This is a genomic window from Amycolatopsis sp. M39 (assembly GCF_001651785.1).
In the GTDB taxonomy this organism is placed as follows: domain Bacteria; phylum Actinomycetota; class Actinomycetes; order Mycobacteriales; family Pseudonocardiaceae; genus Amycolatopsis; species Amycolatopsis rubida.
On record NZ_LWSF01000036.1, the window covers coordinates 10626 to 27888 of the forward strand.

At 67.9% G+C, this 17263-nt stretch carries 17 protein-coding genes; 4 read left to right on the forward strand and 13 right to left on the reverse strand.

Annotation, left to right across the window (positions count from 1 at the left end):
- From A4R44_RS51520 to A4R44_RS41790, 4 genes are all read right to left on the reverse strand, one after another.
- A partial coding sequence (locus A4R44_RS51520) for a VWA domain-containing protein (protein WP_232792016.1) occupies positions 1-603 on the reverse strand: 603 nt, incomplete at its 3' end.
- A 49-nt stretch (positions 604-652) separates the two neighbouring features.
- Positions 653-1534, reverse strand: a complete 882-nt coding sequence (locus tag A4R44_RS41780; protein WP_232792023.1) for a DUF58 domain-containing protein — start codon at positions 1532-1534, stop codon at positions 653-655.
- Positions 1535-1610: 76 nt separating this feature from the next.
- Positions 1611-2675, reverse strand: a complete 1065-nt coding sequence (locus A4R44_RS41785; protein WP_067594212.1) for a MoxR family ATPase — start codon at positions 2673-2675, stop codon at positions 1611-1613.
- A gap of 112 nt (positions 2676-2787) precedes the next feature.
- Entirely contained in the window at positions 2788-3342 is a 555-nt protein-coding gene (locus A4R44_RS41790) for a molybdenum cofactor guanylyltransferase (RefSeq protein WP_067594216.1), read from the reverse strand.
- A gap of 104 nt (positions 3343-3446) precedes the next feature.
- On the opposite strand from A4R44_RS41790, the gene A4R44_RS41795 reads away from it, so the two are divergent.
- Positions 3447-4241: a GNAT family N-acetyltransferase gene (locus A4R44_RS41795; RefSeq protein WP_067594219.1), complete on the forward strand. Its 795-nt coding sequence runs from the start codon at positions 3447-3449 to the stop codon at positions 4239-4241.
- Here the strand turns inward: A4R44_RS41795 and A4R44_RS41800 are convergent.
- The gene (locus A4R44_RS41800) at positions 4231-5610 is read right to left on the reverse strand and encodes an NlpC/P60 family protein (protein ID WP_067594220.1); all 1380 of its coding nucleotides are present in this window, start codon (positions 5608-5610) and stop codon (positions 4231-4233) included. The genes A4R44_RS41795 and A4R44_RS41800 overlap by 11 nt on opposite strands.
- A 342-nt stretch (positions 5611-5952) precedes the next feature.
- Between A4R44_RS41800 and acnA the strand changes: the two genes are divergently transcribed.
- A complete protein-coding gene (acnA, locus tag A4R44_RS41805; protein WP_202507642.1) occupies positions 5953-8778 on the forward strand; it encodes an aconitate hydratase AcnA in 2826 nt (941 codons plus the stop codon).
- Positions 8779-9284: 506 nt separating this feature from the next.
- Here the strand turns inward: acnA and A4R44_RS41810 are convergent.
- From A4R44_RS41810 to A4R44_RS41820, 4 genes are all read right to left on the reverse strand, one after another.
- Positions 9285-10172 carry a phosphotransferase gene (locus A4R44_RS41810; RefSeq protein WP_067594365.1) on the reverse strand — a complete coding sequence of 296 codons (888 nt, stop codon included), beginning with the start codon at positions 10170-10172 and terminating at the stop codon, positions 9285-9287.
- Positions 10172-10678 (reverse strand): hypothetical protein, encoded by a 507-nt coding sequence (locus A4R44_RS41815; protein WP_067594224.1) that lies wholly within the window; start codon positions 10676-10678, stop codon positions 10172-10174. Before A4R44_RS41815 ends, A4R44_RS41810 begins: the two co-directional genes overlap by 1 nt.
- Before the next feature lie 63 nt (positions 10679-10741).
- Complete coding sequence (locus tag A4R44_RS48655) at positions 10742-11008, reverse strand: hypothetical protein (protein WP_157905132.1); 267 nt, start codon at positions 11006-11008, stop codon at positions 10742-10744.
- Positions 11009-11026: 18 nt separating this feature from the next.
- On the reverse strand, positions 11027-11593 hold the full coding sequence (locus A4R44_RS41820; RefSeq protein ID WP_157905133.1) for a hypothetical protein: 567 nt from the start codon (positions 11591-11593) through the stop codon (positions 11027-11029).
- A gap of 798 nt (positions 11594-12391) precedes the next feature.
- Between A4R44_RS41820 and A4R44_RS47630 the strand changes: the two genes are divergently transcribed.
- Both A4R44_RS47630 and A4R44_RS41830 read left to right on the forward strand, forming a co-directional pair.
- Positions 12392-13708 (forward strand): helix-turn-helix transcriptional regulator, encoded by a 1317-nt coding sequence (locus A4R44_RS47630; protein ID WP_161269720.1) that lies wholly within the window; start codon positions 12392-12394, stop codon positions 13706-13708.
- Positions 13709-13710: 2 nt separating this feature from the next.
- Positions 13711-14280 carry a GNAT family N-acetyltransferase gene (locus A4R44_RS41830; protein WP_067594228.1) on the forward strand — a complete coding sequence of 190 codons (570 nt, stop codon included), beginning with the start codon at positions 13711-13713 and terminating at the stop codon, positions 14278-14280.
- A 12-nt stretch (positions 14281-14292) separates the two neighbouring features.
- On the opposite strand, the gene A4R44_RS41835 is transcribed toward A4R44_RS41830, so the two are convergent.
- The 4 genes from A4R44_RS41835 to A4R44_RS41850 are packed head-to-tail and all read right to left on the reverse strand — an operon-like array spanning position 14293 to position 17130.
- Positions 14293-14952, reverse strand: coding sequence for a hypothetical protein (locus tag A4R44_RS41835; RefSeq protein WP_067594229.1), 660 nt, complete (start codon positions 14950-14952; stop codon positions 14293-14295).
- Positions 14915-16081 carry an MAB_1171c family putative transporter gene (locus tag A4R44_RS41840; protein ID WP_157905134.1) on the reverse strand — a complete coding sequence of 389 codons (1167 nt, stop codon included), beginning with the start codon at positions 16079-16081 and terminating at the stop codon, positions 14915-14917. Before A4R44_RS41840 ends, A4R44_RS41835 begins: the two co-directional genes overlap by 38 nt.
- A gap of 21 nt (positions 16082-16102) precedes the next feature.
- Positions 16103-16687, reverse strand: coding sequence for a hypothetical protein (locus A4R44_RS41845; RefSeq protein ID WP_067594240.1), 585 nt, complete (start codon positions 16685-16687; stop codon positions 16103-16105).
- Positions 16687-17130, reverse strand: coding sequence for a hypothetical protein (locus A4R44_RS41850; RefSeq protein ID WP_067594243.1), 444 nt, complete (start codon positions 17128-17130; stop codon positions 16687-16689). Before A4R44_RS41850 ends, A4R44_RS41845 begins: the two co-directional genes overlap by 1 nt.
- Between the last annotated feature and the right edge of the window lie 133 nt (positions 17131-17263).

A 17263-nucleotide genomic window follows, 5' to 3' on the forward strand; every position in this document is an offset into this window, starting at 1 on the left:
GCTCATCAGGACGATGCGCGCGGGCGGCGGACCGTCCGCGCCGCCAACCACCGCGGAGAAGCTCTGGATCGACTGCATCGCCGCGAAGATGCCCTCGCCGGTGGCGGTGGACTGGGCGAGCTTCAGGTTGTCGATCGCCTTCGACACACCCGCGCGGTCCGTCGTCGGGTTGACGAGCACGGTCGCGGTTCCGGCGAACGAGATCAGGCCCAGGTTGACACCCGGCGTCATGTTCTGCGCGAACTGTTTCGCCGCGTCCTGGGCCGCCTTCAGCCGCGTCGGGGCCACGTCGGTGGCTTCCATCGACAGCGACACGTCGATCACCAGCATGACCGTCGCCCGGTTGCGCGGCACCTTCTGCTCCGCCGTCGGGCCGGCCAGCGAGACCGTCAGGAACAGCAGCGACAGCACGATCAGCACCGCGGGCACGTGCCGGATCCAGCCCTGCGCCTTGGGCGCGACCTTCTCCAGCAGCTCGAGATTCGCGAACCGCATCACCCGGCGGCGCCGCTGCCGCTGCGCCAGCACGTACGCGGCCGCCACCGCGGCGACCGCGATCAGCAGCAGGAACCACCACGGCGAACTGAATCCGGCGAGGCTCATGCCGTCGCCTCCTTACGGGTTGCCCGGGCGGTGGTCGCGTGCCTCGTGCTCATGCGGCACCTCCCGACCAGCGGCGCTTGCGGGCGACCACGAACCGCACCATGTCCGCGATCCAGTCGGAATCGGTGCGCAGCACCAGATGCGCGGCCCCGGCCCGGCGCAGACCGGCCGCCACCGCCTGCCGGTGCGCGTTCGCCGCCGCGCCGAATTCCTTGCGCAGCAACGCTGAAGCGTGCACCTCGCGTTGCCGTCCGGTCTCCGGGTCGGCCAGCACGACGGTGCCGACATCCGGCAGATCCACGTCGCGCGGGTCCACGATCTCGATCGCGATCAGCTCGTGCCTGCCGCCGAGCGCGCGCAACGGACGCTCCCAGTCCAGCGGGCCGAGGAAGTCGGAGATCGCCACCGCCAGGCCTCGCCGCCGCGGCGGACGGCGCAGCTGCTCCAGCGCACCGGCGAAATCGCCGCGGACGCCCTCGGCGGCGCGAGGCGTCTCCGCCAGCCGCCGCACGAGACCGCGTGCGTGCGGAAGTCCGCCGCGCGCCGGGAGCCGGGTGGTGGCTTCGCCGTTCGACACGAGCGCGCCGATCCGGTTTCCGCCGCCGCCGGTCAGGTGCGCGACAGCCGCGGTCGCGCAGACGACCAGGTCCCGCTTCTCGCACAGCGCGGTGCCGAAGTCGAGGCTCGCCGACATGTCCGCGACCACCCACGTCTCCAGCTCGCGGTCCGCGACCGTCTCGCGGATGTGCGGCGTCGTCGTGCGCGCGGTGACCGCCCAGTCCATCCGGCGCACGTCGTCGCCGGGCTGGTACGGCCGCGCTTCGCCGGGCTCGGAACCCGGCCCCGGGACAAGGCCGAGATGGTTGCCCTGGAGCAGTCCGTCGAGGCGGCGGCGCACTTCGAGTTCGAGGGTGCGCAGTCCCGCTTCCATCCGGTCGCCGCGCAGGATCGGCGGGGCCCAGCCGGGCCGTCCGCCCGGTTCTTTCGAGGAGGTGCCTGCCACGCCGCTACCTGACGGGCGCGCCCGCCGGCACGGGGCCGGCGCCGCCCTGCGGCCGGGCCGAAACCTGCGGCAGCGGCACTGTCTGCAGCACGCGGGTGACGATGTGGTCTACCGGGACGCCGTCGGCCAGCGCGTCGTAGGACAGCACGAGCCGGTGCCGCAGCACGTCCGGAACGACGTCGACGACGTCCTGCGGGAGCACGTAGTCGCGGCCGCGCACGAGCGCCAGCGCCCGCGCCGCGGCGATGATGCCGAGGCTCGCGCGCGGCGACGCGCCATAGGACACCCAGCCCGCGACGTCGGACAGCCCGTGGTCGTTCGGGGTGCGCGTGGTGAGCACCAGCCGCACGACGTAGTCGACCAGCGCGTGGTGCACGAACACCTGCGACGCGACGCCCTGCAGCCGCACCAGCTCCGCCGGGCTCAGCACCTCGTTCGGCTCCGGGGGCGTGACGCCCATCCGGTAGATGATCTCGCGCTCCTCCTCGGCGGAGGGGTACTCGACCAGGATCTTGAACAGGAACCGGTCGCGCTGGGCTTCCGGCAGCGGGTACACGCCCTCGTTCTCGATCGGGTTCTGCGTGGCCAGCACGAGGAACGGATCGGGCATCGGGAAGGTCTTGCCGCCGATCGACACGTGCCGCTCGGCCATCACCTCCAGCATCGCCGACTGCACCTTCGCCGGGGCGCGGTTGATCTCGTCGGCGAGCACGAAGTTCGCGACGACCGGGCCCAGTTCGACGTCGAAGCGCTCGGCGCCCTGGCGGTAGATGCGCGTGCCGAGGATGTCGGCGGGCACCAGGTCGGGGGTGAACTGCACGCGGGAGAACGAACCGCCCACCACGCGCGCGAACGTCTCGACCGCCAGCGTCTTCGCGACCCCGGGCACGCCTTCGAGCAGCAGGTGCCCCTTCGCCAGCAGCCCGACGAGCATGCGCTCCACCAGCCGGTCCTGTCCGACGATGACGCGCTTCACCTCGAACACGGTGCGTTCCAGCAACTGGGCGTCCCGCGCCGGGGTGCCGGGCTGCTGCCCGTTCGCTCCCTCGGCGAAGCCGGGCTCGGTCACTCTTCCTCCAGGGGTTTCCGCGTCTGCGTGCTCGCCCAAGACCCTAATGGGTCGAGAACTTCCCGCGACGGCAGCCAATCGCATCGCCGGTGTGACAGCTGTGAAGCCCCTGTCAGCGGTGCTTTTCCAGGTCCTCCGGCGTGTCGATGTCCTCGCTCTCGCCGGGTTCGGCGGCGACCTCGGCGATCCGCAACCCGGCGAGCGTCCGGCGCAGCGACGCGTTTTCCGGATGCTCCGGCATCGCTGCGCGCAAGGCCGCGGCGTGCCAGGCGCTCACCAGCCATTGCCGCGCCCCTGCCGCGTCCACGAGCACGGCTCCGTCGGTGTTCTCCACAGTGGACCGCAGCCGGTCCACTGTGGAGCGCCGGATGCCGGGGAGATCAGCGGCGAGCAGCACGACGATTTCCGCGTCGACCGCCTCCAGTCCGGCGGCCAGCGCCGCGACCGGCCCCGCGCCGGGAAGGTCCTCGCGGGTCCAGACGACGGTGTCGTATCCCGGCCGCCGCGGCCCGCACACGACGACCGGCTCCGCCCCGGTCAGCGCCTCGACCGCCCGGCCCAGCAAGGAGATCCCGCCGACCCGCAGCTCCGGCTTGTCCACTCCGGACAGCCGGCGCGCGGACCCGCCGGCCAGCACGATCCCCGCGAACCGGGGGCGGTGAGTCATGGCTCCAGGGTGCCCGGTGCGGAAAGCCCGGCGCGCTGGGGGTGTCGTGGGTGGCCCACGACACCCCGCGCGCACTCCGGGGCCGCCCGGGTTAAGTTGCCGACGTGCCCGACGCCGCGCGGCTGCTCGCCGCCTACGACCGCGAAGTCCGCCGAGCCGAGCTGACGCAGGCCGAACCCGGACAGCAACTCACCGTCGACGGCCCGCTCGCGCGCCTCACCGGCGGCCGCCGCGGGTTCGTCTCCGGACCGCCGGACCTCGGCGTGACCGGCGGCCCGCTCGACGAGCTGATCGCCCGCCAGCGCGCCTTCTTCGCCGCCCGCGGCGAGGAGTTCGAGTGGAAGACCCGCAGCCACGACCGTCCCGCCGAGCTGCCGGAGCGGCTGCTCGCCGCCGGATTCGCGCCGGAGGAAACCGAGACCGTGCTGGTCGCGCCGCTGGACGCGGTCGCCGCCTCGGCGCCGCCGTCGACCGACGTGGTCGTACGAGAAGCCGACAGCTGCGACGACCTGCTGCGCATCGCGACGCTGTCGGCCTCGGTGTTCGGCCACGACGAAGCCGCGGTCGCCGCGGATCTGCTCGCCCGGGCCCGCGCCGACGCCGGGACCACCACGCACGTCGTCGCCGAAGCGGACGGCCGGTTCGTCGCCGCGTCCCGCCTGGAACTCGTGCCCGGCACGCGATTCGCCGGGCTGTGGGGCGGCGCGACACTGCCCGAATGGCGCGGCCGCGGCCTCTACCGCGCGCTCGTGGCACACCGGGCCGACGCGGCACGGGCCCGCGGCGTCGCCTACCTCCAGGTCGACGCGCTGCCCACGAGCCGGCCGATCCTCGAACGGCTCGGCTTCACCGCGGTGACCGAAACGACGCCCTACGTGTGGAGCCCGCTCAGCCGATGAGGCGCGTCGCGTACGGCATGATGCCGCCGTAGCGGACCGACGTCACGCGGACGTACGAGCCCGACTGCGGGGCCTCGACCATCTGCCCGTTGCCCAGGTACAGGGCGACGTGGTGGATGCCGCCCGAACCGCCCCAGAAGAGCATGTCGCCGCGGCGCATCTGCGACAGCGGGACCCGGCGGCCGGAGGTGTACTGGTAGCCGCTGAAGTGCGGCAGGCCCTGCACGCCGGCGAAGGCGTAGATCATCAGGCCGGAGCAGTCGAAGCCGATCTTGCGGTAGTCGCCGTACCGGTCGGCCACGCCGCCGTCGCGGATGCCGCGGGTCGGGCCGCTGCCGTTGCCGCCGCCCCACGCGTACGGCATGCCCACCTTGGACAGCGCCCGCGCGATCACAGCCTCGATCGAACTGCCCGCCGCCGGGGACGGCCGGCCGCGGCTTCCGCCGCCGTTGTCGCCGCCGCCGTCGTTGTTCGCCGCGGCTGCCCGCAGGGCCGCCTGCCGCGCGCGCTCCTCGTCCTCGCGCTGCTTCTGCGCGAGCCAGTCCTGGTAGCGCTGGCGCTGCCCCTGCAGCCCGTTGACCTTCGCCTGCGCGGCGTACAGCTGCTGCTCGACGGAGTTCTTGCTGGCTTCCAGCTGCGTGTTCTGCGCGGCCTGGGCCTGCTGCGCGGACACGGCGGCCGACTGCGCGGCGTCCGCGGTGCCCTTCGCCCGGGTCGCCGCGTCCTGCTTCTGCTGCGCCAGTTCCAGCGCCTTGCGCGCGGCGGAGTCCTTGTTGGCCTTCTCCGTCTGCGCCTGCTGGAGCCGGTCCATCGCGTTGAGCCGCGAGCCGCCGATGGCGTCGAGCAGCTGGGCGCGGGCGAGCAGGTCCTTCGGGCTGTCCGAGGTCAGGTACGCCGAGATCGACCCGATCGTGCTGCCCTGCTCGAAGCTCGCGGCGGCAAACTTCTTCGCGTCCGCGCGGGCCTTTTCGATCGCGCCGACCGCCGCGTCCGCCTCCTGGCGCGCGGACTTCGCGTCGTTGTGCGCCTGGGTCGCCTCGTCCTGCGCGGTCTGCAGGTCGACCAGGGCCTTCATGGCCTGTTCCTGCTTCAGCTCGACGTCGTCCTGCAGCGCGCTGAGCTTCTGCTCGGCCTGCGCGAGCTGGTTCGTGAGCTTGCCGACCTCGCCGGCCTTCGCGTTCGCGTCGCCCTTGGCCGAGTCGATCGAGGAGTCGCTCGGGTTCGGCGGCGGCGGGGGCGCCGCGAGCCCGGTGCTCGTCGCGCCGAGCAGCGCCGCCAGGGTGACCGTCGCGATCGCCAGCCCGCGCCGGGCTCCGGCTCCGCGCACCAGCGCGCCCGCCGTCCCGGACCGTCCACGCCGGACCCTCACGCCCGCCACCTCCGCTCGCCCGCTGCCGTCCCGCGGGCACACCGCGTACCTCTGCAGTCACACCACTATCACAAGCCTCAGGAAGAACTTACACACCGCGGAGATCATTTCCCCTGTTCGGGGGACGTGGCGGGGTGGCGTGTCCGGATGGCGCACGTCACTCCGCGTGTCGTCTTGAACGAAATACAGGACACGCGTACTGTTTGGGTCGAGAAGACGAGGTGTGCCCTCCCGGTTCCGGTTCTACGGTGGGGGTGCGCAAGACTCGCCCGGGTCGGCCCGACGACCCGGATCCGACACCGAACTGACCCGGGAGGACACGCCGGTCGCGGCGTGGAATCCATGCCACTGGAGTTAGACGTGACTGCACCTAGCAAGGACAGCTTCGGCGCCAAGGACACCTTGCAGGTGGAAGAGAACTCGTACGAGATCTTCCGCCTGGACAAGGTCGACGGCTCCGCCCGGCTGCCCTACAGCCTGAAGATCCTCCTCGAGAACCTGCTGCGCACCGAGGACGGCGCGAACATCACCGCCGACCACATCCGCGCGCTCGGCGGCTGGGATCCGAACGCGGACCCGTCGATCGAGATCCAGTTCACGCCCGCCCGGGTGATCATGCAGGACTTCACCGGCGTGCCCTGCGTGGTCGACCTGGCCACCATGCGCGAGGCCGTGACCGCGCTCGGCGGCGACCCGGACAAGGTCAACCCGCTGGCCCCGGCCGAGATGGTCATCGACCACTCGGTGATCATCGACGTGTTCGGTCGCGCGGACGCCTTCGAGCGCAACGTGGAGATCGAGTACGAGCGCAACCGCGAGCGCTACCAGTTCCTGCGCTGGGGGCAGGGCGCCTTCGACGAGTTCAAGGTCGTCCCGCCGGGCACCGGCATCGTGCACCAGGTCAACATCGAGCACCTGGCCCGCACGGTCATGGCCCGGGGCGGCCAGGCCTACCCCGACTCCTGCGTCGGCACCGACTCGCACACCACCATGGTCAACGGCCTGGGCGTGCTGGGCTGGGGCGTCGGCGGCATCGAGGCCGAGGCGGCCATGCTGGGCCAGCCGGTCTCCATGCTGATCCCGCGCGTCGTCGGCTTCAAGCTGACCGGCGAGATCCCGGCGGGCGTGACCGCGACCGACGTCGTGCTCACGATCACCGAGATGCTGCGCCGCCACGGCGTGGTCGGCAAGTTCGTCGAGTTCTACGGCGAGAGCGTCGCCCAGGTGCCGCTGGCCAACCGCGCCACCATCGGCAACATGAGCCCGGAGTTCGGCTCCACCGCGGCGATCTTCCCGATCGACGACGAGACCGTCCGCTACCTCAAGCTGACCGGCCGTTCGGCCGAGCAGGTCGCGCTGGTCGAGGCGTACGCCAAGGAGCAGGGCCTCTGGCACGACCCGGCGCACGAGGCGCAGTACTCCGAGTACATCGAGCTGGACCTGTCGACGGTCGTCCCGTCGATCGCCGGCCCGAAGCGCCCGCAGGACCGCATCGAGCTGACCGACGCGAAGTCGTCGTTCCGCAAGTCGGTGCACGACTACGCCGAGGACGAGCAGCCCACCCCGCACACCAACGTCGACGAGACCGTGGAGGAGACCTTCCCGGCCTCCGACCCGGCCGCGCTGTCGTTCGCGGACGAGACCGCCGTTCCGGTGCAGTCGGCGGCCAACGGGGCCACCGGGCGGCCGAGCAAGCCGGTCAAGGTGTCCACCGCCGACCGCGGCGAGTTCGTGCTCGACCACGGCGCCGTGGTGATCGCCTCGATCACCTCGTGCACCAACACCTCCAACCCGTCGGTCATGCTGGGCGCGGCGCTGCTCGCGCGCAACGCGGTCGACAAGGGCCTCTCGGTCAAGCCGTGGGTCAAGACGTCGATGGCCCCGGGCTCGCAGGTCGTCACCGACTACTACGACAAGGCCGGCCTCTGGCCGTACCTGGAGAAGCTGGGCTACCACCTGGTCGGCTACGGCTGCACCACCTGCATCGGCAACTCGGGCCCGCTCTCGGACGAGATCTCCGCCGCGATCCAGGAGAACGACCTCACCGCGGTCTCGGTGCTCTCGGGCAACCGGAACTTCGAGGGCCGGATCAACCCGGACGTCAAGATGAACTACCTGGCGTCCCCGCCGCTGGTCATCGCCTACGCCCTGGCCGGAACGATGGACTTCGACTTCGCGACGCAGCCGCTCGGCCAGGACACCGGCGGCAACGACGTGTTCCTGAAGGACATCTGGCCGTCGCCGCAGGAGATCCAGGAGACCATCGACTCCGCGATCACCCAGGAGATGTTCACCAAGGACTACGCCGACGTGTTCGACGGCGGCGAGCGCTGGAAGTCGCTGCCGACGCCGACCGGCAAGACCTTCGAATGGGACGCCGAGTCCACCTACGTCCGGAAGCCCCCGTACTTCGACGGCATGACCGCCGAACCGGCCCCGGTGCGGGACATCTCCGGCGCCCGGGTGCTGGCTAAGCTGGGCGACTCGGTCACCACCGACCACATCTCCCCCGCCGGCGCGATCAAGGCCGACACTCCCGCCGGCCGCTACCTGACCGAGCACGGCATCGAGCGCAAGGACTTCAACTCCTACGGCTCGCGCCGCGGCAACCACGAGGTCATGATCCGCGGCACCTTCGCGAACATCCGGCTGCGCAACCAGCTGCTGGACGACGTGCAGGGCGGCTACACCCGCGACTTCACGGTCGAGGGAGCCCCGCAGGCGTTCATCTACGACGCGGCGCAGAACTACGCGGCGGCAGGCACCCCGCTGGTCGTGCTGGGCGGCAAGGAGTACGGCTCCGGTTCGTCCCGCGACTGGGCGGCCAAGGGCACCAGCCTGCTGGGCGTGCGCGCGGTGATCACCGAGTCGTTCGAGCGCATCCACCGCTCCAACCTGATCGGCATGGGCGTCATCCCGCTGCAGTTCCCGGAGGGCGAGTCGGCGTCGTCGCTGAAGCTCGACGGCACCGAGACGTTCGACATCGAGGGCATCACGAAGCTGAACGACGGCGAAACGCCGCGGACGGTCCACGTGACGGCCACGAAGGAAGACGGCTCGAAGGTCGAGTTCGACGCGGTCGTCCGCATCGACACCCCCGGCGAGGCGGACTACTACCGCAACGGCGGCATCCTGCAGTACGTGCTGCGGAAGATGACCCAGTCCTGACGGTCTGACCCCAGTTCGTGGCCCGCTCCGGTTCTTCCGGAGCGGGCCACGCCCGGTTTCCGCCCCCGCCACCCGTTCGCGAGGGAAACCTTCACGACCCGCCGCCCGCAGCAGCCAGCGACGCGGCGCCACATTGGCCCGCTACCCCACCTCTCCACCAGCGGCGAAGCACCCAACCAGCCGAGGCGCCCAGCCCCTCCCCCGCACCCCGATACGAAGCCCCCCTGCGGTTCGGGGGTGCTTGTCAAGGCATCTTTGGTCAAGTTCGGACTGACGCACCCAAAGCTCTACCGGACGTTTTTGCAGGTCAGGGCCTTAATGAGTTCAGAAAGTCGCCGCATTCACACAGTCCGTCGACCAGCAATGTCACTGTTTGTTAGTGAATGATTGCAGTATGAGACCGCGCAGTAGGGCACTCTGCTCTATGGCCTGGGCACAGCGCGATCAGACGACAGAGCCCCCTCTCCCAGCTTCGCGGCCAGGGAGGGGGCTCTCTCGTTCCAGGACTACATCGACAACCGATACCGGGCATACTCGCGTGCAGCCACGCTAAGCCGCGTCGCGCCGGGGAACGGGGTCGATGCGGCCCTATAGCTCCACAACCCGGCGACGTAACTGGCGAACGCGGTGACGCCCTTGTCCGTCCGAGCGCGCCAGGCCGGCACTGTGGCGGCCCACTCCTCGGCCGCCTCAGGTGTGTGCCCTGCCGCAACGAGCCGGATCACCAGAAACGCCGTATCGACCCACGCGGCACCGGAGGCAGGCCGACCCCAGTCGACTACTCGCACAGTCGAGCTGGCGTCGTCGATCATGAATTGGTGTTCGTGGAGGTCTGTGTGGAGCAGGCTGCTCCCGTCCACCAAATCGGCGGCCGAGCCGCTCCATTCGGTCATCTCCACAAGGTCCCAGCCTCGGACTTCGTCGGGGCGCTCGTCAGCAAACTTGGTCCACCAGTCCGCCAGGGCCCAACGCTTGGCGAGCGGCTGCAAAGGCCCGCCGGAGAACGCGCTGAGGTTGGCCACTGTCGAGCCGACGACCGGTAGGTCATCCGAGTCTGGTGTCAGGTCCGCGGGGCGGCCGTTGACGTACTCGAACCCGACGATGAACCACAACTCGTCGGCATCCGTGTCAACGACGTTCGTGCTGAACCTTTTCGCGGGCGCGAGCCCAGGGGCGAGATCCACCGCTTCGGCTTCATTCCGGAGCCACCGCATTTGCGGGCTGCGGCCCCGGACGCCCTTGAGGAAGACCGGCCCCAGGTCAGTGCGAAGCACAACCGCCAGGCTGCTGTTCTGACCTTGTTCCACGTCTCGGACTACCTCGACTGGCCCAAGGTTCTGTAGGACTTCGCTGTGCACTGCGGTTGGCAGGGCATCCCAGGAGAAACGCTCCATCACGCCGGGACCGTATCAATGCGCTCGGGGTGGTGGTGGCATCCTGTGTCGCCGTTGGAACTGGTGCACCCCTGAGAACACTGATGACAGTCATTCGTGCGGCATTTCGTGGACGCCACCCACAGAGGTAGATCGACAGCAAACCCGGCGGACCGCAGCGCCTCCACCGTTGCGGTCATCGAGTCGGCCGGAGACCGAGTGACCGGAATGGCCCCGGTGTCGGACGGCTCGTGGTGCATGAACCGGCCCGCGATGCGGTCGCAAAAAGCGGCGTACTCGCGCGTGTAGAGGATGAACGTGTGCCACCCGATATCGACGGTTTCGCTGGGCGACAGCGGCTCGGTTGCGTGAGCGCACGCGGCCAAGAACGCCAGCGCCTGGTCCATAATCCGCGCGGCGAGTTCGCGGGGCTTGCCGTGCTCCTTGGCGATCCTGTTCACCAGCCGATCAAACAGCTCCTCCCGCACCAGACCCTGGCCGGTGAGATCTTCGACAGCAACAGTCATCCCCTTGCTCCTTTCATCGGTTCCACCTGGACGACGTCATGGCGAAAACTGCGAGTTAGGCCGCTATCCCATTCTTTGCAGTCCTCTCTGAATGGAGATTAGCGCTTCGCGCATTTCCTGCCCCGCCGCAGCTGCCGCTGCGGCGCTCACTTGCATTGCCTCAATTGGGGCCTTCGCGGCTTCATACAGCGCGGTTTCCCCGACAGCCGCGCCGACTTTCTGCTTAATTTCCTCGGCAAGATTCGTGGCGTGAAGCATGACGGCTTGATAGTCTCCGCATTTCGGAAGGGCCGAGTTGATAGCCGCCAGGGTTTCTTGATGGGACGACACTGCGGTCTCCTGACGACGTTACTCGCTGATGCCTTCTGCGGAATCCTGCGAGTCGACCCTATCCTTTGTATGCTTCCAGGCCATCAAGGCGAGTCGAGCGTTGCCGCCTTCGACGCCGAAGTCTTCGGAGTGCCGATGCAGGAACTCCTCTGCTCCGGCGTGGCCCTCCTTCAGGAGAAGGCAGCTAGCTGCCTGGATTCCCGCCGGAACATCTCCCTCAGAAATCAGCGGCTCCAGGGTTGTCGTCAGCGTGCCCTTCGCCTTCATTGCATTAATGAACACGGCAAGCTCGTAAGGGAGACCCGTCTCAAGCTTTGCCTCGGGGTTCTCGCCGTCAAAAAACTCGTCTGTTTCCCTAACGAGGTCCAAGAACCTCTTCTGGTCTGCCAGCGTCGATTCGCTCGCGGCCTCTTGCTCGTCTGACAAGGCCGTTATCTCACTTTCGGGTACGGGTTTGTGTCGGACTCTCCAGGCGCACATGCAGCCCGCCGGACAGCGCTGCCTAATCCAGTCTTCGCAGGCCGCCCGCATTTCCCTTATCTCACGAGCTTCACGCGGGCTTATCGTTCTAATCGTTGTGCTCATCAGGCCATCCCGGTACTGGTAGCGCTAGTCGGCTATTGGCGTACTCCTCGAAATACAAGGACTGTCTTGCCAGGGCCACCGCGAACCCCTGTGCGACAATTGCGTCTTGCCGCTTCGGGCCGAACGTGAACACGAGTTCTTCGCCTGTTCCGTCGGTGAACCACAAGGCGGGTATTGCTCCCCGGTACGCCGGGTACGCGTGTACTCGGCATTGTGGGTTGAGCATTATTTCTACCCGGTTGTCGTTGAGTTCCATGGTTCCCTGTTCTTTCCTGGAAACCGGCAGAGCCGGGGCTCTCATGGCATCCGGCTCTGCCGGTGCTAGTGGGGCGGTACCGGGGCTTGGGGGGCGTCAGCGAGAAAGGCACCCCGGTACCGCCAGCGTGACGGGGCCCCACGGCACCCCTTGGACTTGTCGTTAGGGCTTGTCACGCTCCGTCCGACAGGATCGGCGAGAGCCGTCTGTCGGCCGGTTGATGGCTCGGCGGTCGGGCAGATGTCGGGGAATCCGCCCGGCCGCCGAGCTGTCTGAGTGCGGATTCCCACCGGGAGCCCGCAGAGACCGCCCACCGCCCGATACGGGTAGGAACAAGCCATCAGGCACCTTCTCCTGGGTTCGAGTGGGGCTATCCGCGCTGGTTACTCGCTGTGTCGCGCCCTACACACTCCCTGGGTGCGCCTGCCATCGGAACGTCGCGAGCCCTGCCTTCTCCTGCCTTCTTCTGCCTTCTTCCGTTCTCACTCGCCCGGCAACTGCCATCCGCCCTAATGTGAATGCAACCCGGCGAGGGAGAACGCATGGTTGACAGTGAGTTGCCGAGGACGCGACTGGCGCAGCTAATGGAGCAGCGTCGGATGACACAGCGTGACCTACGCGACTTGTTCCAGGAGAAAACTGGTACGGAGCTGTCCGAACGCCAGGCGTACCGATGGGTCAACGGCGAGGTCAAAAGCCTGCCTTACGCCCATGCGCAGGGCGCTCTCGAACGGATATTCGATGAACCGGCAAGCCAGTTGCTCGGCCCGCCACACGGTAGCGGCCTGGTCCGACAGCATCGTTCACTCACGCTAGGCGGCGGTGTGCTCGACCGTGAGCAGCCGGATTGGCAGCAGGTGATCGCAGTGAGCGCGCGACGAGCGCGCGATTTCCTGAGCAGGATGGAGGTATCGAACGTGGGGTCAGAGACACTGGACCAGCTCGGCGACGACGTTCGCCGCTTGGCGGTCGCCTATCAACAGGAGCCGCTGGAAGACCTACTGGAAGACATGAGCGAAACGCAGGCAGAGATCTTCCGATTGCTTGATGGTCGTCAGAAGGTAGCTCAGACGCGAGAACTCCACCTCCTGGCGGGTGTCGCGTCTGGGTTGATGGCGCGAGCGTGCCACGATAACGGCGCCTCCGATGAAGCATTGACCCATGCCCGAGTCGTGTTCTCCTCTGCTGACCATGCAGGTCACGACGGCCTCAAAGCCTGGGCACGAGGTTTGCAATCCCTCATTGCGTACTGGGCCGGGCGATATGACGCGGCGGTGGATTACGCCCGCCGGGGCGCTGAGTTCGCTGCCCTCAGCCGGAATACCTCGGCGGTATGGCTCGCGGCAGGTGAAGCACGGTCACTGGCAGCTTTGGGCAGGCAGGATGAGGCTCGGCACGCTGTTGAACGGGCCGTTGACGCCAGGGACCGCGTGCGTCGTGACGATCTTGACGAACTCGGCGGATTCTGCACCTTCAACAGTCCGCGTCAGCTCTACTACGCGGCAGAGGCCCTTTCATGGGGTGGCGAGGACGCCGCAGAAGACGCCGAACGTTATGCCGTCGAGGCGATAGAAGCCTATGGAACCGCGGACGAGACCGATCGGGCGTTCGGCGACGAGGCAGGCACTCGTTGTGCACTCGCCATCTCGCGCATCAACCGCGGAGAGATCGAGGGTGCCGCCGAGGCGCTGCAAGAAGTCGTGGCCCTGCCGATCGGACGGCGGACACACGGCGTCGTGACTGCGGTGCAGCACGTCGAACGGCACCTGGGGCTGGTGGCCGCCGAGAGCAGAGCCGCCAACGAACTGGAAGACTTGATGAACCACTTCACCGCAGAACGATTGGCCCTCCCTCAGTGACCATGAATCAGAACGGCGCAGGTACTTCTGTCTCCCTCTCCGGCGCGCTGACGAGCCTGCGAGAGTTCCGTTCTTCTGACGGCGCAGCTGCGTTCGAGATCGTTGGCGACGACCGGGTCACCCGGTTCCTTTCTTTCGACAGCAGAAGTAGAGACGCCGCTCAGGCGATGATTGACGGTGCGGTCGGTCGAGCGACGGTCCAGCCACGGAACGAGTACTACCTAGGCATGACGAGACTCGGCGACGATCAACTGATTGGGTTCTGTCGTCTCGGTCTGACCGGCGTCCGGGCCGCAAAGCTCGGATACGCTGTTGCAGCCGAATACTGGGGGCGCGGCTACGCGACTGACGCAGTGCGGACGGTGCTCGAATTCGCGTTCGGACCGCTTGACCTCCACCGCGTCACAGCGGCGATAGGTCCCGACAACGCAGCATCACAGGCGGTCGTGGAACGACTGGGGTTCGTTCGTGAGGGAGTCCTGCGCGATCACGTATTCACGAACGACGATTGGCGAGACTCCGTCCTGTACTCGGCGCTGTCGGACGAATGGCCTGCTCAGGTGCGCAGCTGAGCAGGCAGGGCCTCAAGCGAGGAGGGCGACAAGCGCGAGGTAGCCACCCCCGCCGACGACGATTCCAGCTGCCGCACCGACCGTCACCTGTGCTGCTGTGTGGTCTTTCAGTTCGACGCGCGACCAGCAAACCCACACCACAGCAAGGAAAAGCAGAGCGAGCCACGGGCCGTAGACCTTGATCAGCATCACGGTTGCGCCCGCCGCGACGATCGCGTGCATCGAGATCTTGAATTTCAGGCCGAAGGTCACTGCCAGCGCGACGACAAGGCAGGCCAGTTCGGCGGCCGCGAGCGCGATCATCTCGTTGGGTGCGTTGCCGACGAGCAGTACGACGAATCCGAGGGCGAGTGAGCCGATGCACGCGGCGAACGGCACGAGCCGACCGGCGCGGTTGGTGACGTGGTGGCCGTCCCATTTCCCACGTTTCGCGCCGCGCACGATGACTGCCATGGGGATAAGGGAGCCGGTGATTCCGACGACCAGGCCCCACAGCACGGCTTCGCCGAGGTGGTGGCCGGTGACTTGCCAGGCGACCGCGAGCGGCAGGCCGAGCACCCACACCCAGGGCGCAAGCACCTCTGTCGCGATTCGCGCGAAGCGTTGACGGGCGGTGCGCGGAGCCGCGATTTCGTCAGGCGGGGCGGATGACACGGCGGTGGGGCTCCTCATGGTTGGGTGCGATTCTGGTCAGCCGGGCGTAAGCGTTCGCGACCTGCGCGACCCAGGCCGATTCCTGGCGGTAGTCGGCCGTGTCGGCGCTGGGGAATGGTACCCGCCTGTCCGAAACGACTGGGTTCGTGCTGGTCAGCGCGGCGGCGATGGTGACGGCCTGGGCGACGGCAGGGGCAGGGATCTCGCCGTGGCCGGCGTCGTGCTCCGCCGAGGCGAGCGCCGCCTGATAGACCGCCGGGTCAAGGTAGGGCTGGAGCGGGCCGACAAGAACGTCATTGATCTCGGTCAGGCGCTGCCGGATCCGGTCGGTGATGTCGGCTCGCCGGGTGGGCTTGGCGTCGAACTTCGCCTCCGGCGCATACGTGATCAGGTCCTGCCAGAGGGGCTCAAGGTCCCGGTGGTTGCGCCGCAACTGGTTGCGCGGGCCGATCGCGGGGACGGTCACGCCAGCCATGAGCAGCAGGATTCCTGCAGTCGTCAGCGCCCTGCTGACACCGGCGTTGCCCATCTCGGCCCACGGCGGGTTGAGACCGAAGCTGACGGCGAGCGAGTAGAGAGCCTTGTGCACGACGAATGCCAGTCCGCAGATGCCTCCCCAGCGCAGCAGCCGCAGGCCGGTCCGGAGGTAGCCGCGCGGCAGATCCTTGGCGTGGCGACCGACCCAGACCACATCGAACATCGCCAGGCCGAGGTACAGCTCGAACACGGCGAGGTACGCGACGACGAACGAGTGGTCACCCTCGCTGGCGGTGATGCCCGGCAGACTGCCGCGCACCGGCCCGAGCAGGTACAGAACACCGAGCGCGAGCTGGGCGACGACGAGAATCCGCCGCCGCGATCGGATCTTTACCGGAACGGTGTCCGCCGGGTGGGCGAGGTAGAGCACGAACAGTTGCAGGAAGTACGCCGCACCCAGGGTTAGTGCGTGGACCAGGTAGTTCGGCAGCGTGGGAATGCCGAACAGCCAATCAGGCGAGCCGTAGTCCGTGCCGAGGACCAGGGCCGCGTCCAGGGCCGCCAGCGCTTTGACCATGGCGAGCAGGCCGGGAGTGCGGGAACGTTGCCAGGATCGCGCCCAGTAGAGCAGGGCCGCGGTGACGGCGAGCCAGGTCAGCAGTTGCTGCACCTCGGCTGACGAGAAGTGCACTTAGTCCTCCAGCAGGCGGTAGCGCGCCACGGCGGTATCGCCGGTCGCGGACAGGTTGGGGCGTGTCTGGCGCTCGACCAGGTACGCAAAAGTCTCGGCGGCCTGTTCCTGGTCTTCTCCGAAACCGCTGGCGCGCTTGAGAACGCCGACCGCTGCGTCCGACGCGGACCGTTCTCCGTCTGCGAGGCCCGGCGGGATCTGCTCGCCGACGTGCCTGCACGAGATGTGCCCAAGCTCGTGCAGGATGATGTGTTGTTGGTGAGACGGCGTCGTGTCTGTTCGGTAGAACACGTAATCGGCCCTCTCGTCGGCGATCCAAACCCCGTAGGGCAGCGGTTCGTCTCCGTTCAGGAACTCCGCGACGATGAAAGCCGGGTAAGGCAGGATCTTGATCGGTCGGCCGCGCAGCTCCGCCAGCTTCGTTGTCAGATGCTGCAGGGCCAGGGCTGCGGGTAGATCCATTGCGCCGACCAGTTTCCGCACCTCGTCGGGCTGCGTCACGGGATGCGTTCCGCTTGTCGGGTTCTCCGGCGGCTTCCTGCGGAACAGGTGCAGCAGGCAGCGCCGCTTGACGCGCTTGGTCATCAGTGCTTGAACCCCTTGTGTTCGAGTTCGCTCACATGCTCGGCCAGCGCCTCGATGAGAGTGCGCGCCTGGTCGGAGATGCCGGGCAAACCGGCGCGCAGGAGGACCGCTTGCCCCTGACCCTGGCGCTGTGCGGGAACCTCCGGGGGGCGGGTGCGCCGGTCGATCCGGTCGGTCCACTCGGCGTGCACTGCGGGATCGAGGAAAAAGCCCGCTGGGACACCGAAAAAGCGTGCAAGTGCACCGATCACGCTGGCGCGCGGATCGGTCTTCTTCCCGTTCCGCAGCATCCACAGGTAGCTGTGAGACGAGTCCGCCGCACCGGCCTCTTTCAACACTTGCGCGACGTCGCGGTCGCTGTACGGCTTTCCGTTCTCCCGCTTGCACCTGTCGTACAGAAAGCTGAGCGCTTCCGCGAACGACACTTCGTTTGCCCCGGCCATGGTAGGCCCCCTTGTTTACGCACGTAAGCATTTTCAATGGTGTTCTACGTTTTTGGTTGACAAACGTTGACAGATCCACGTTATTGTCAGCCTGTCAGGCTGTCAACCAGCGGGAACACTCTCGAAAATCTGT

Bases quoted from the DNA above. Each gene is read 5' to 3' on its own strand.
- A4R44_RS41835 (WP_067594229.1), bottom strand. From the start codon at position 14,952: ATGAGGAGCCCCACCGCCGTGTCATCCGCCCCGCCTGACGAAATCGCG.
- A4R44_RS41820 (WP_157905133.1), bottom strand. From the start codon at position 11,593: ATGAGCACAACGATTAGAACGATAAGCCCGCGTGAAGCTCGTGAGATA.
- A4R44_RS41790 (WP_067594216.1), bottom strand. From the start codon at position 3,342: ATGACTCACCGCCCCCGGTTCGCGGGGATCGTGCTGGCCGGCGGGTCC.
- A4R44_RS41830 (WP_067594228.1), top strand. From the start codon at position 13,711: ATGAATCAGAACGGCGCAGGTACTTCTGTCTCCCTCTCCGGCGCGCTG.
- A4R44_RS41815 (WP_067594224.1), bottom strand. From the start codon at position 10,678: ATGACTGTTGCTGTCGAAGATCTCACCGGCCAGGGTCTGGTGCGGGAG.
- A4R44_RS41850 (WP_067594243.1), bottom strand. From the start codon at position 17,130: ATGGCCGGGGCAAACGAAGTGTCGTTCGCGGAAGCGCTCAGCTTTCTG.
- acnA (WP_202507642.1), top strand. From the start codon at position 5,953: ATGCCACTGGAGTTAGACGTGACTGCACCTAGCAAGGACAGCTTCGGC.
- A4R44_RS41845 (WP_067594240.1), bottom strand. From the start codon at position 16,687: ATGACCAAGCGCGTCAAGCGGCGCTGCCTGCTGCACCTGTTCCGCAGG.
- A4R44_RS41780 (WP_232792023.1), bottom strand. From the start codon at position 1,534: ATGGAAGCGGGACTGCGCACCCTCGAACTCGAAGTGCGCCGCCGCCTC.
- A4R44_RS41810 (WP_067594365.1), bottom strand. From the start codon at position 10,172: ATGGAGCGTTTCTCCTGGGATGCCCTGCCAACCGCAGTGCACAGCGAA.
- A4R44_RS47630 (WP_161269720.1), top strand. From the start codon at position 12,392: ATGGTTGACAGTGAGTTGCCGAGGACGCGACTGGCGCAGCTAATGGAG.